Source organism: Agromyces sp. NPDC029043, assembly GCF_055564615.1.
On the sequence record NZ_JBVHVX010000024.1, the window covers coordinates 1 to 12,309 of the forward strand.

At 72.1% G+C, this 12,309-nt stretch carries 13 protein-coding genes; 8 read left to right on the top strand and 5 right to left on the bottom strand.

The features are described 5' to 3' along the window. Positions 1-260: 260 nt before the first annotated feature. Together ACZ4TW_RS21145 and ACZ4TW_RS21150 are read right to left on the bottom strand one after the other, a co-directional pair. Positions 261-851 carry a nitroreductase family protein gene (locus tag ACZ4TW_RS21145; protein ID WP_465546089.1) on the bottom strand — a complete coding sequence of 197 codons (591 nt, stop codon included), beginning with the start codon at positions 849-851 and terminating at the stop codon, positions 261-263. A gap of 189 nt (positions 852-1,040) precedes the next feature. Continuing rightward, positions 1,041-2,138: a threonine aldolase family protein gene (locus ACZ4TW_RS21150; protein ID WP_465546091.1), complete on the bottom strand. Its 1,098-nt coding sequence runs from the start codon at positions 2,136-2,138 to the stop codon at positions 1,041-1,043. Positions 2,139-2,242: 104 nt separating this feature from the next. On the opposite strand from ACZ4TW_RS21150, the gene ACZ4TW_RS21155 reads away from it, so the two are divergent. The 5 genes from ACZ4TW_RS21155 to ACZ4TW_RS21175 all read left to right on the top strand — a co-directional run bounded on the left by ACZ4TW_RS21155 (position 2,243) and on the right by ACZ4TW_RS21175 (position 6,807). Next, the gene (locus ACZ4TW_RS21155) at positions 2,243-2,401 is read left to right on the top strand and encodes a hypothetical protein (RefSeq protein WP_465546093.1); all 159 of its coding nucleotides are present in this window, start codon (positions 2,243-2,245) and stop codon (positions 2,399-2,401) included. Positions 2,402-2,596: 195 nt separating this feature from the next. Continuing rightward, positions 2,597-3,952 (top strand): MFS transporter, encoded by a 1,356-nt coding sequence (locus tag ACZ4TW_RS21160; RefSeq protein ID WP_465546198.1) that lies wholly within the window; start codon positions 2,597-2,599, stop codon positions 3,950-3,952. A 95-nt stretch (positions 3,953-4,047) separates the two neighbouring features. After that, a complete protein-coding gene (locus ACZ4TW_RS21165) occupies positions 4,048-4,824 on the top strand; it encodes an ABC transporter ATP-binding protein (RefSeq protein WP_465546095.1) in 777 nt (258 codons plus the stop codon). Further along, positions 4,821-6,149 carry an ABC transporter permease gene (locus ACZ4TW_RS21170; RefSeq protein ID WP_465546097.1) on the top strand — a complete coding sequence of 443 codons (1,329 nt, stop codon included), beginning with the start codon at positions 4,821-4,823 and terminating at the stop codon, positions 6,147-6,149. The genes ACZ4TW_RS21165 and ACZ4TW_RS21170 overlap by 4 nt, the downstream gene beginning before the upstream one ends. Before the next feature lie 19 nt (positions 6,150-6,168). After that, positions 6,169-6,807 (top strand): TetR/AcrR family transcriptional regulator, encoded by a 639-nt coding sequence (locus tag ACZ4TW_RS21175; protein WP_465546098.1) that lies wholly within the window; start codon positions 6,169-6,171, stop codon positions 6,805-6,807. A gap of 31 nt (positions 6,808-6,838) precedes the next feature. Here ACZ4TW_RS21175 and ACZ4TW_RS21180 read toward each other — a convergent pair whose 3' ends face one another. From ACZ4TW_RS21180 to ACZ4TW_RS21190, 3 genes are read right to left on the bottom strand one after another with little or no spacing between them, the layout of a single operon-like run. Then, on the bottom strand, positions 6,839-7,423 hold the full coding sequence (locus ACZ4TW_RS21180; protein ID WP_465546100.1) for a dihydrofolate reductase family protein: 585 nt from the start codon (positions 7,421-7,423) through the stop codon (positions 6,839-6,841). Continuing rightward, positions 7,423-7,899: an SRPBCC family protein gene (locus ACZ4TW_RS21185; protein ID WP_465546101.1), complete on the bottom strand. Its 477-nt coding sequence runs from the start codon at positions 7,897-7,899 to the stop codon at positions 7,423-7,425. The genes ACZ4TW_RS21180 and ACZ4TW_RS21185 overlap by 1 nt, the downstream gene beginning before the upstream one ends. Beyond that, on the bottom strand, positions 7,896-8,234 hold the full coding sequence (locus ACZ4TW_RS21190; RefSeq protein WP_465546103.1) for an ArsR/SmtB family transcription factor: 339 nt from the start codon (positions 8,232-8,234) through the stop codon (positions 7,896-7,898). The genes ACZ4TW_RS21185 and ACZ4TW_RS21190 overlap by 4 nt, the downstream gene beginning before the upstream one ends. Before the next feature lie 168 nt (positions 8,235-8,402). On the opposite strand from ACZ4TW_RS21190, the gene ACZ4TW_RS21195 reads away from it, so the two are divergent. Genes ACZ4TW_RS21195 through ACZ4TW_RS21205 form a run of 3 tightly spaced genes read left to right on the top strand, consistent with a single transcriptional unit; the run spans position 8,403 to position 12,172 of the window. Beyond that, complete coding sequence (locus ACZ4TW_RS21195; RefSeq protein ID WP_465546104.1) at positions 8,403-9,422, top strand: extracellular solute-binding protein; 1,020 nt, start codon at positions 8,403-8,405, stop codon at positions 9,420-9,422. Between the two features lie 9 nt (positions 9,423-9,431). Further along, positions 9,432-11,045: an ABC transporter permease gene (locus ACZ4TW_RS21200; RefSeq protein WP_465546106.1), complete on the top strand. Its 1,614-nt coding sequence runs from the start codon at positions 9,432-9,434 to the stop codon at positions 11,043-11,045. Beyond that, entirely contained in the window at positions 11,042-12,172 is a 1,131-nt protein-coding gene (locus tag ACZ4TW_RS21205) for an ABC transporter ATP-binding protein (RefSeq protein ID WP_465546108.1), read from the top strand. The genes ACZ4TW_RS21200 and ACZ4TW_RS21205 overlap by 4 nt, the downstream gene beginning before the upstream one ends. Positions 12,173-12,309: the final 137 nt, after the last annotated feature.

A 12,309-nucleotide genomic window follows, 5' to 3' on the forward strand; every position in this document is an offset into this window, starting at 1 on the left:
TCTGCGCTGGAGGTGTCGTCGGCAAACGTGTCCTGAGGGGGCGTCCCGGCCGTAGCGGTTTTTTTCTCCGTGGACACACGGGGGGGGGGGAGCGCCCCCCCCCCCCCCCCCCCCCCCCTTCGCTCTGCGTGCCGTGGGAGCACGCCGGTACGACCGCGGCCCGCGGCATCCGTTCGGATACCGCGGGCCGCTGGGTGGGGGGCGGGCTCTGCTGGGGGCGGGCTCTGCTGGGGATGGGGAACGCGTGGCGCGCGACCGGCTCAGGCCGCCGCGATCACCAGCTCGTCGAGCGACTTGCGGCTGCGCGGGGCGATCTCGCGCTCGCGGAGCGGCTCGGGCAGGGCCGAGGCGTCGCCGACCTTGCCGACCGCGGTGATCGAGACGACCTCGAGGCCGTCGCGCAGCCCGAACGCCGTGGCGAGGCGGGCCGCGTCGAAGCCGCCCATCTGGTGGGTGTGGAGGCCGTCGTGCTGGGCCTGCACCGACATGTGCGCGACCGCCTGGCCGAGGTCGTACTTCGCCCAGGGGCGCGGGGCGCCTTCCTCGTCGGCGACCTCGGCGATGTTGACGACGAGCGCGGCGGCCGAGTCGGCCCAGGCCTGGTTGAAGCCCATGAGCGCGTCGTGGATGGTCGTGAACGCCTCGGTGCCGCGACGGGCGACGATGAAGCGCCAGGGCTGCACGTTGTTCGCCGACGGAGCCCAGCGGGCGGCCTCGAGCAGCGTGCGGACGGCGTCGTCGGAGAGCTCGGCGGCCGGGTCGTAGGCCCGGGGGCTCCAGCGCTCGACGAGCGGGGTGATGAGCGGCGCGTCGGTGTCGGCGTGGCGCGAGGCGAGGTCGAGGAGGGTCATGGGCGTGCCTTTCCGAGGATGATGCTGGTTCCGGGACGCCGTCGGCCCGCTCCATTGCAACGCATCGATCGCTCGACTATTCCGACTGTTGATCCCTTTCTCAGGCTCCGGCGCGGCGGATGCGACGTTTCTCAGGTCGACACGCCGACCTGCGCGGCGCGGGTCGGCGTGTCGACCTGAGAAGAGCATTCAGGCGGTGGGTGCCGAGCGCGCGAGCTCCTCGCGGATGCCGACGACGAACGCGTCGATGTCGGCCTCGCTCGTGTCGAACGAGCACATCCAGCGGACCTCGTTGCGCGCGGCATCCCAGTCGTAGAACTTGAAGCCGCGGTCGCGCAGGCGATCGGCGACGCCGGCCGGCAGCACCGCGAAGACGCCGTTCGACTGGGTGGCCTGCGTGAACGACAGGCCGGGCAGCTCGCCCGCGGCGATGCCCGCGTCGAGCGCGTCGCGCAGGCGACGGGCCATGGCGTTCGAGTGCCCGGCGTTGCGCAGGTAGAGGTCGCCGTCGAGCAGGGCGATGAGCTGTGCCGAGACGAACCGCATCTTCGACGACAGCTGCATGTTGAGCTTGCGCAGGTACTTCAGGCCGGCGGATGCCTCGGGGTCGAGCACCACGATCGCCTCGCCGAGCAGTGCGCCGTTCTTGGTGCCGCCGAAGCTCAGCACGTCGACGCCGGCGTCGCGCGTGAACTCGCGCAGCGGTAGGCCGAGCGAGGCCGCGGCGTTGGAGATGCGAGCGCCGTCCATGTGCAGGCGCATGCCCCGCTCGTGCGCCTGGTCGGCGAGCGCGCGGATCTCGTCGACGGAGTAGGCGGTGCCGAGCTCGGTGGTCTGCGTGATCGAGACGACCAGCGGCTGCGCGCGGTGCTCGTCGCCCCAGCCCCACGCCTCGCGGTCGACGAGGTCGGGCGTCAGCTTGCCGTCGTCGGTCGGTACCGTCAGCAGCTTGATGCCGCCGACCCGTTCCGGCGCGCCGCCCTCGTCGACGTTGATGTGCGCGGTCGAGGCGGAGATCACCGCACCCCATCGGGGAAGCATCGACTGGAGGGCGGTGACGTTCGCGCCGGTGCCGTTGAACACGGGGTACACCTCGACGGGGTCGCCGAAGTGGCGCGCGAACACGTCGTGCAGGCGCTCGGTGTACACGTCGTCGCCGTACGCGACCTGATGGCCGCCGTTCGCGGCGGCGATCGCGGCGAGCACCTCGGGGTGGACGCCGGAGTAATTGTCGGAGGCGAAGCCGCGGATGGCAGCGTCGTGCAGGGGCTGGAACTCGTGGGTCACCGGACGATTCTTCCAGACCGGCCGGCGCGGTCCGCATGTGAACGGCGCGTGAACTCGCCGCGCAAGGGCTTGACCGCGCTCGTCGTGACCGGGAGCGTGGTCGGGTGCACGATTCGTCGAAGTCCCTGGTCCCCTACATCGCAGGGTTCGCCCTCTGCGTGGGCGCGGTGTTCGCGTTGGTCGCGTGCACGTCGCCCGCCGACGCGGGCGCAGACCAGGGCAAGGGGAGCACGGCGGCGGTCGTCGAGCAGCACGGGGGCTGACCCCGGCGCGACCGACGGCGACCCGCGACATCCTGCCGGATCGGGCACGGGGGATACCGGCGGTCGGAGGTCCTCGGTAGCCTCGCCCCCATGTCCGACGAAGTGCCGGAGCCCGGCGCCGGGCGGCTGCGCGAGCCCGAGCCGGTATCGGATGGCGCGGCTGCGGCGTCGAATCCCGAGCCGCCGCCGAACGGCATGCGCGTATTCGTGCAGCTGCTCGCGAACACGATGATCGCGAACGTCACGACGAGCTTCCTCTGGTTCGCGCTCACGTTCTGGGTGTACCTCGAGACCCGGTCGGTGCTCGCGACGGGCATCATCGGCGGGGCGTACATGCTGCTCATCGCGTTCTTCGCGATGCTGTTCGGCACGATCGTCGACCGGCATCGCAAGCACGGCGTGATGGTGTTCTCGAGCGTGGTCACGCTGGGGGCGTTCGTCGTCGCGGGCATCGTGTACCTGCTGCAGCCCGAGTCGGCGCTCGTCGACCTGGGCGGGCCGTGGTTCTGGGTGTTCTCCGGCATCATCCTGTTCGGGTCGGTCGTCGAGCACATGCGCAACATCGCGCTGTCGACCACCGTGACGCTGCTCGTGCCGGTCGACCGGCACGCGAACGCGAACGGCATGGTCGGTACGGTGCAGGGGCTGGCGTTCATCGTGACGAGCGTGTTCAGCGGACTCGCGATCGGGCTGCTCGGAATGGGCTGGACGCTCGCGATCGCCATCGCACTCACCCTGATCGCCCTCGTCCACCTGCTGTTCCTGCGCGTTCCCGAGGCGCAGCCGACGCCCGACGGCGAGCACGCCCCGGCGATCGACGTGCGCGGCAGCGTCACCGCGATCCGCGCCGCGCCCGGACTGCTGGGCCTGATCCTGTTCGCGACGTTCAACAACCTCATCGGCGGCGTCTACCTCGCGCTCATGGACCCGTACGGCCTCACGCTGTTCCCCGTCGAGGTGTGGGGCATCGTGCTCGGCGTCTCGTCGACCGGCTTCATCATCGGTGGCCTGGCGATCGCGAAGTTCGGCCTCGGTCGCAACCCGATCCGAACCATGCTGCTCGTGGTGGTCGCCATGGGCGTGCTCGGCGCGCTGTTCACGATCCGCGAATGGTGGTGGCTGTATGCCGCCGGCATCTTCGCCTACATGGCGCTCGTGCCGGCGGTCGAGGCGTCCGAGCAGACGGTGATCCAGAAGGTCGTGCCGTTCACGCGCCAAGGGCGCGTATTCGGCTTCGCGGCCGCGGTCGAGTCGGCGGCCGCGCCGATCACGTCGTTCCTCATCGCCCCGATCGCCGAGTTCTGGATCATCCCGTACATGGATTCCGAGGGCGGGCAGGCCGCCTGGGGCTGGGCGGTCGGCGAGGGCGACGCGCGCGGCATCGCACTCGTGTTCCTCTTCGCCGGGCTCATCATGGTCGCGCTGGCGTTGTGGGCCTTCACGACGCGGTCGTACCGCCTGCTCTCGGCGGAGTACGCGGGCAACGACGAGTCGGTCGCGGCGGCCGAGCCGACCGACGTCGATCGCATCGCATCCGAGCCGCGCAGCTGACGGGGCGGCGGCCTCGGCAGCGTATTTTCAGGAACTGTACCTATAGAATGCAGTAACTGCATTTCCTCGTGCAATGACTGAAGGGACCGCTCCACATGAAATCCCCCGCCGCCACCGTCCCGCCCGACGGGGCTCCGATGCACCCGAGTGCCGCCGAGACGATCCTCCGGGCTTCCGACCTGACGCGCACCTACGGCCGAGGCGAGACCCGGTTCGACGCGCTCAAGGGCGTGAGCCTCGACGTCATCCGCGGCGAGTCGCTCGCGATCGTCGGCAAGTCCGGCTCCGGCAAGTCGACGCTCATGCACCTCCTCGCACTTCTGGATCGGCCGTCCTCCGGGGCGGTCGAGATCGACGGCCGCGACGTCGCCCGCGCTTCCGCCGCCGAGGTCAATCGGCTGCGCAACCGGCGTTTCGGCTTCGTGTTCCAGCAGTTCTTCCTCGCGCCCGGTCAGACCGTGCTCGAGAACGTGAGCCTCCCGCTCGTCATCGCGGGCGTTCCCCCGCGCGAGCGGAACCGGCGCGCCATCGCCGCGCTGGAGGCGCTGGGCCTCGCCGACAAGGCGAGGAACCGAGCGAACGATCTCTCCGGCGGGCAGAAGCAGCGTGTGGTCATCGCCCGGGCGCTCGTGAACGAGCCCGAGGTGATCTTCGCCGACGAGCCGACCGGGAATCTCGACACGGCCACAGGCGGGCAGGTCGAGGAGATCCTCTTCGGCCTACAGCGCGAGCGCGGGCTGACGCTCGTGGTCGTGACCCACGACGACGATCTCGCTGCCAGGTGCGATCGAAGGATCACCATCGCCGACGGCGTGATCGTCGACCAGGCCGACCACCGGGCCTCGGCCCTCCTCGAGGGAGACCGCGCATGAAGTCCTCCGACCTCGTCGCCGCAGCGACCCGCAATGCCTTCCGCAGCAAGCTGCGCACGACGCTCACGGTGCTGAGCCTCTTCGTCGGCGCGTTCACGCTGACCCTCACGACGGCGCTCGGCGCCGGCGTCAGCGACTACGTCACCAAGCAGGTGGCCGCGCTCGGCGCCGACGACGTCCTCCTCGTGACCCCCGCCGCGTCGACCGACACCACCGACGGACCCGACGAATACGACCCCGACGGCCGGCAGCAGTCGAGCCAGGCCGGCCCGCTCGGCAGTGGCACGCTGCTCGACGACGACGACCTCGAGGCGATCGAGGCGATCGACGGCATCGACCGGGTGGAACCCGTGCAGCAGGTGACGGTCGACTGGATCGCGGCCGCCGGCACCGCCACCGGCACGCGCTTCGAGCTCGAGGTGAACCCGACGTCCTCCATCGCCCGCAGCGACCTCGTCGCAGGCGACCAGCTCGAACAGGATGCCGATGCAGCACAGGTCGTGCTGCCCGAGGACTACGTCGATGCCCTCGGCTTCCGCGACGCGGAGAGCGCGGTCGGCGAGCGCGTGCAGCTCGGATACACCGATGCGGTCGGCGAGGAGGCGAGCACCGACGCGATCGTCGTCGGCATCGCCCGGACGAGCCTGCTCGCCGCGGGTGCCGGCGCGAACGAGGTGCTGGTGTCGGAGATCGCCGATGCGCAGGCTGTGCCGGGTGGGCGCGATGCCTACGCCATCGCGGTGGCCTACCTCGAGCCCGCCGCATCCGGCGATGCGGCGGCCGCGGGTGGCGCCGCCGGCTCGGCCGACGGCGTCGACGTCACCGCGATCAAGGCCGATCTCGCGGCCGCCGACCTCGCCGGCCAGACGGTCGAGGACCAGCTCGGCGTCATACAGACCGTCATCAACGGGATCATCGGCGTCCTCAGCGCATTCGCCGTGGTCGCCCTGATCGCGGCATCCTTCGGAATCGTCAACACCCTCCTGATGAGCGTGCAGGAACGCACCCGCGAGATCGGCCTGATGAAGGCGATGGGCATGTCGAACGGCCGCGTGTTCGGGCTGTTCAGCCTCGAGGCCCTCGTCATCGGCTTCCTCGGCGCAGGGCTCGGCGCACTCGCCGCGATCGGCGTGGGCGGAGCCATCTCCCAGGTCGCCGCCGCGGGGCCGCTTGCCGAACTGCCCGGCCTCACGCTGCTCCTGTTCGATCCGGTCACCGTCACGGTCGTCGTCGCCGTCATCATGCTGATCGCGTTCCTCTCCGGCGTGCTGCCCGCACGGCGCGCAGCCCGCCAGGACCCGATCGAGTCGCTACGGTACGAGTAGACGAAGGAGCCCGCAGACCATGTCGAATCCATCCGCCGGGCGCCGCCGGGGCGTCGCCGAGACGACCGCCGCGATCGAGCGCGCCGCCGTCGCCCTCGTCGCGGAGCTCGGCTACGACGCGGTGACGGTCGACATGGTCTGCGAGGCCGCCGGAGTCAGCCAGCGCACGTTCTTCAACCACTTCAAGACGAAGGATGCCGCGCTGCTCGGACATGACCTGCCGACGATCGACGAGCGGGCCGCCCGCGCCTTCATCGTCTCGGACGGCCCGCTGCTGGCCGAGGCCGTCGGGCTCGTTCGCATCGACCCGGCCCTGATCCCCGTCGATCCGGCCCTGGTGGCCGAGCGGATCCGGGCGATCTCCGCACAACCCGTGCTGCTCGCGAAGCAGATGGAACGGCTCGCGGCGATCGAGGGGGAGCTGCGCGAGATCATCGAGCTGCGCCTCCGGCGCGGTGCCGCCGACGCGGGCACGGATCTCGGCGAGGGAGCGGATCTCGCGGAGGAGGCCGAGCTCGTCACGCACATCCTCGCCGGGGTCATGCGCTACGTCGGCATCGCGTGGGCGAGACGCGCCGGACAGGCGGGGTCGGCGGCGCCGATCGGTCCCGAGTCCGTCCAGGCGGTCCTCGCGCGCGTGCTGCCCAAGCTCGGCTGACCTCCGCGGGCGCGCGGCTGCGCGGTGCGCCTCAGCGCAGCCGATAGTGCAGCGTCACGTGCCCCGACGGATGCGTCACCGCGTGATCGAGCGCGAGCGCGCGCTGTCCGAGCCCCGCCGGCGTGAACGATCGGCCGGCGCCGATGAGCACGGGTACGATGCGCAGCCGCAGCTCGTCGACGAGTCCTGCCTCGAACAGCCCGTCGGCGAGCTGCAGGCTGCCCCACACGACCGTGGCGTCGAACCGCTGCTTCAGTCGGGCGACGGATGCTGCGGCATCCCCTCGCAGCACCTCGATCTCGCCGTCGCCCCACGGCGCGCGCTCGAGCGTGTTCGAGACGACGTGCTTGGGCAGTCGGGCGATCGGCTCCGCGACCGGATCCACCGCGGGGTCGGCGCCCGGCCAGTAGTCCGCGAACATGCGGTAGGTGTCGCGGCCGAGCAGGATCGCGTCGACCCCCTGGAGCCAGTCGAGCTGCTCGCGGTCGATCGGCCCCGTGCCGGCCTCGACGTCGCCAGCGACCTCGGGCGACAGCTCGAAGAACCCGATGCCGCCGTCGGGGTCGGCAGCGTAGCCGTCGGCCGAGACGATCTGCTCGACGATGAGGCGACCCATCAGCGTGCGCTCCGATCGAGGCCCGCGGCGAGCTGCTCGCCGAGCAGGTCGAACGCCGAGTCCCAGCCGTCGTAGACGTTCTCGTCGCCCGGCGCGCCGGCGACGCCGCGCAGGTGGAAGAGCATCTCGGTGCGGCCGCCGTCGAGTTCGCGCAGGTCGACCGTGATGACGGGCGCGGTGTCATCCGGGTCGCCGGGCGACGCCCAGGTGAAGACGAGCCGCTTCGGCGGGTCGACCTCGCGGTAGACGCCCACCGTCGGGTAGGTGGCGCCGTCGGCGGGGTTCACCATGGTGTAGGCGTACCGTCCGCCGGGCCGGGCGTCGACGGCGACGCTGCCCTCCTCGATCTCGATGCCGCGCGGGTGCCACCATTCCGCGGCGTCGGCCGATTCGGTCCACGCGCGCCAGACGAGCTCGCGCGGGGCGTCGAAGACGCGGGTGATGGTGAACTGCGCGTCGGTTGTGCGCTCGTTCATGGGGTCTCCCCTTTCATGCGGCGGAGTTGCTCGTCGAGCAGGTCGAATCGCTCGTTCCACTCGCCCCGGTGCCGCTCGACCCAGGTGGACGCCTCGTCGAGCGGCTCGGTGCGCAGCGAGCACGTGCGCCATTGCGCAGTGGCCGTGCGCTCGATGAGCCCGGCGCGCTCGAGCACGTTCAGGTGTTGCGAGATCGCGGGGCGGCTCATCGAGAACGGTTCGGCGAGCGCGCCGACCGTGGCCGGGCCGGCATGCAGGCGCGACAGGATGGCGCGGCGAGTGGGGTCGGCCAGCGCATGGAAGACCCGGCTCAGCTCGTCATCCGCCGCCTTCACGTAAGCAACTCCTTAATTAATGATGTGCTTACGCTACGCCGGTGCACCTTGGTCGTCAAGCGCCGTGTGACGCCTGAGGCGGGCGCTCGTAGGCAAGTAAGGCTAAGCTAACCTTGCCCGCAGTCGACGGGCCCTCACCTTCCACCGACCGATGGAGTCAGCACGCCCATGCGCGCACGCCGCGGAATCGCCCTCGCCACCGCCGGTCTCACGGCCGCCCTCGCCCTCACCGGCTGCACCGCCGGCCCGGCCGATGAGGAGGGGACGCTCACCGTCTACATCGGCCGCGACGAGGAGCTCGTCGCGCCGCTCATCGAGCAGTTCACCGAGGAGACCGGCATCGAGGTCGAGGCGCGCTACGCCGCGACGCCCGAGCTCACCGCGCTCCTCCTCGAGGAGGGCGAGCGCACTCCCGCGCAGGTCTTCCTCTCGCAGGATGCCGGCGCGCTCGGCGCGCTCGCCGACGCCGGCCTCGAGGCGGAGATCCCGGCCGAGCTCGCCGACCTCATCCCCGACGGGTTCACCTCGCAGGACGATTCGTGGATCGGCGTCACCGGCCGCGCACGCGTCATCGCGTACGACGGCGAGCAGCTGTCGGACGCCGACGTGCCCGACACCGTCGACGCGCTCGTCGGCGAGGAGTGGAACGGCCAGGTCGCGTTCGCCCCCGGCAACGCCAGCTTCCAGTCGTTCATCACCGCGATGCGCGTGCTCGAGGGCGAGGATGCCGCGGCGGAATGGGTCGCGGGCATGGCCGCGAACGACCCCGAGCTCACCGAGAACAACCTCGCCTCGCTCGACCTCGTCAACACCGGGCAGACGCAGCTCGGACTCATCAACCACTACTACTGGTTCCGCCAGGCGGCCGAGGTCGGTGCCGAGAACATGCGCGCCCAGCTGAAGTTCCTGCCGGGCGACCCCGGCGGCATCGTGAACGTCACCGGCGCCGCCATCCTGAAGGGCGCGGCCGACGACCCCGACGCGCTCGCGTTCGTCGAGTTCCTGGTGTCGGAGCAGGCCCAGCGGTACTTCGTGGAGGAGACGTTCGAGTACCCGCTGCTGCCCGGGATCGACGCGCCCGAGGGCCTGCCGGCGATCGACACGCTCGTGAACCCGGGGCTCGACCTCAGCGACCTCGACTCCGTCGAGGAGTCGCAGCAGCTCCTCGCCGACAACGGCCTGATCTAGCCTGAGGGGATGACCGCGGTCGCGACCCCGAGCCCCCGCCGTCCCTGGGGGCTGATCGTGGCATCCGTCGTCGCGGTCGCGGTCGCCGCCATCCCCGTCGTGCACCTCGTGGTGCGGGTCGCCTCGGCCGACCCGGCCGAGCTCGCGGCGGTGTTCGAGCGGCCGCGGATCCCGCTGCTCGTCGGCAACTCGGTGCTCCTCGCGACGTCCGTCACCCTCACCGCGGTCGCGCTGGGCGTGCCGAGCGCCTACCTGCTCGCCCGCACCCGGCTGCGCGGGCGGGGCTTCTGGGCGGTGCTCGCCGCGCTGCCGCTCGCCATGCCGTCGTACCTCGCGGCGTACGGATGGCTCGCGTGGCAGCCGTCGATGCAGGGCTTCTGGGCCGCCTGGCTCGTGCTCAGCTTCGTCTCGGTGCCGTACGTGACGCTGCCCGTCGCGGCGGCATTGCGCATCGGCAGCACCGGCCTCGACGACGTCGCCCGCACGCTCGGGCGCGGCCCGCTCGGCTCGTTCATGCTCGGCACCTGGCCGCAGATCCGTCCGGCGGTGCTCGCGGGCGCCCTGCTCGTGTGCCTCTACACGCTCGCCGACTTCGGCGGCGTCGCGCTGTTCCGCTTCCCGGTGCTGACGACGGCCATCCAGCAGGCGTACTCGGCGAGCTTCAACCGCGACGAGGCGGCCGTGCTCGCGGTGCTGCTCGTGACCCTCGCCCTGCTCGTCGTGGTGGGCGAGCAGTTCGCGCGCGGCCGGGCGGCGCGGCGCATCCACGCGGCGCCCGCGACGGGACGGCGGCGGATGACGCGCCTCGGCCGCTGGACCGCGCCGGGCGTGCTGCTGCTCGCGATCGTGCCGGCGGTCGCGGTGCTCGTGCCAGTGGCGGTGCTCCTGGCGCGGGTGCTCTCGGCCGAGACGCTGCGCGCGTTCGACGCCGCGAACCTCGCACAGGCGATCGGCAACACCATCCTGCTCGCGGCCGGCGGCGCGGTGGTCGCCGTGGCGCTCGCCCTGCCGATCGGGGTCCTGGCGGCTCGCCATCGCGGGAGACTCGTGCGGGCGATCGAGTCGACGGGGTACCTCGCGCTCGGCCTGCCGGGCATCGTGGTCGGCCTGTCGCTCGTGTTCTTCTCGCTCAGCGTCGTGCCGGCGCTGTACCAGACTGCGCTCGTGCTCGCGTTCGGCTACGGCGTGCTCTTCATGCCGAAGGCGATCGGGTCGATCCGCGCCGCGACGGGCCAGGTGCCGACCTCGCTCGAGGACGTCTCGCGCACGCTCGGCAACTCCCGCACCCGCACGTGGCTCACGGTGACGGCCCGCCTCGCACGCCCGGGCATCTTCGCGGCCGCGCTGCTCGCCGCCGTGAGCGCCATGAAGGAGCTGCCCGCGACCCTCATGCTGCGCCCGACCGGCACCGACACGCTCGCGGTCGAACTCTGGCAGCGCACGGATGTCTCGGCCTACGGCGCCGCCGCGCCCTACGCGGTGGCGCTGCTGCTGGTCGCTGCGGTGCCCGCGTTCCTGCTCTCCGACGCCCGCGCAGGGCGGGAGGCGACCCGGGAGGCGATCGCGCCCGACGTGGCCGCGGGCCCCGCGGCGCGGGAGCCGATCCGGGAGGTGATCGCGTGAGCCGGCTCGAGGTCCGCGACCTGACCGTCGGCTACGAGGTCGGCCCGGTGCTCCACGCGGTCGACGTCGAGGTGCCGCACGGCGAGCTGCTCGCGATCGTCGGCCCGAGCGGCTGCGGCAAGACGACGCTGCTGCGCACGATCGCGGGCCTGCTCCGGGCGCAGTCGGGCGAGATCCGAATCGGGTCGCGCATGGTGACGACGCACGGCATCCACCTCGCGCCCGAGAAGCGCCGTATCGGCTGGGTGCCGCAGGACGCGGCGTTGTTCCCGCACTTGACGGTCGCCGAGAACGTCGCGTTCGGCATGCTCGCGGGCCGCGGCTCGTCGCGGGCCGCCCGTCGGGCCGCGAAGTCCGACGAGGTGCGGCGCCTGCTCGACCTGGTCGACCTGACCCCGCTGGCGCACCGCGCGCCCGGCCAGCTCTCGGGCGGGCAGGCGCAGCGCGTCGCGCTCGCCCGTGCGCTCGCGTCGGCTCCCGAGCTCGTGCTGCTCGACGAGCCGTTCGGCGCGCTCGACCCGATGCTGCGGGCCGACCTCCGTGCGTCGGTGCGCGAGCTGCTGCGCGCCGAGGGCGTGACCGGCATCCTCGTCACCCACGACCAGGCGGAGGCGCTGTCGGTCGCCGACCGGGTCGCCGTGATGCGCGGCGGCGAGGTCCTCCAGCTCGGCACGCCCGAGGAGGTCTACCGCGTGCCCGCGACGCCGTGGGTGGCGGGCTTCGTGGGCGATGCGGTGTTCCTGCCCGGGGTGCTGCACGGCGACGAGGTCGCCACGTCGATCGGGCGACTCCGGGCCGTGCCGGTGGCGGATGCCGCGGGCCTCGTGCCGCAGGACGGCGAGCAGGTGACCGTGCTCGTGCGCCCCGAGGAGCTGCGCGTGCTGCCCGCCCCCGCGCCATCCGCTGCGCCATCGGCCGCCCCCGCGGTCGGCCCCGGGGCATCCGCCGACCTCGACGGCGTGGTGACCGACGTCGAGTACACCGGGCACGACGCGATGCTCGCGGTCTCGCTCGCCGACGGGCAGCGCCTACGCGCCCGCGTGACGGCGTCGGGGCTCGTGCCGCGCGGCACCGACGTGCGCGTCTCGGTCGCGGGCGCGGTGCTCGCGTACCGCCCCGAGAGCTGACCGCGGCGATCCCAGCGCGAGGCGATCGGCGCCGCGCGCCGGGAGCGGCGCTCGAAATGGAGCCGGGCCGTGCCCCATGGGGAGCACGGCCCGACTCGGTCTTGGTGCGGCCGGCGGATCCCGCCAAGGTTCGTTCT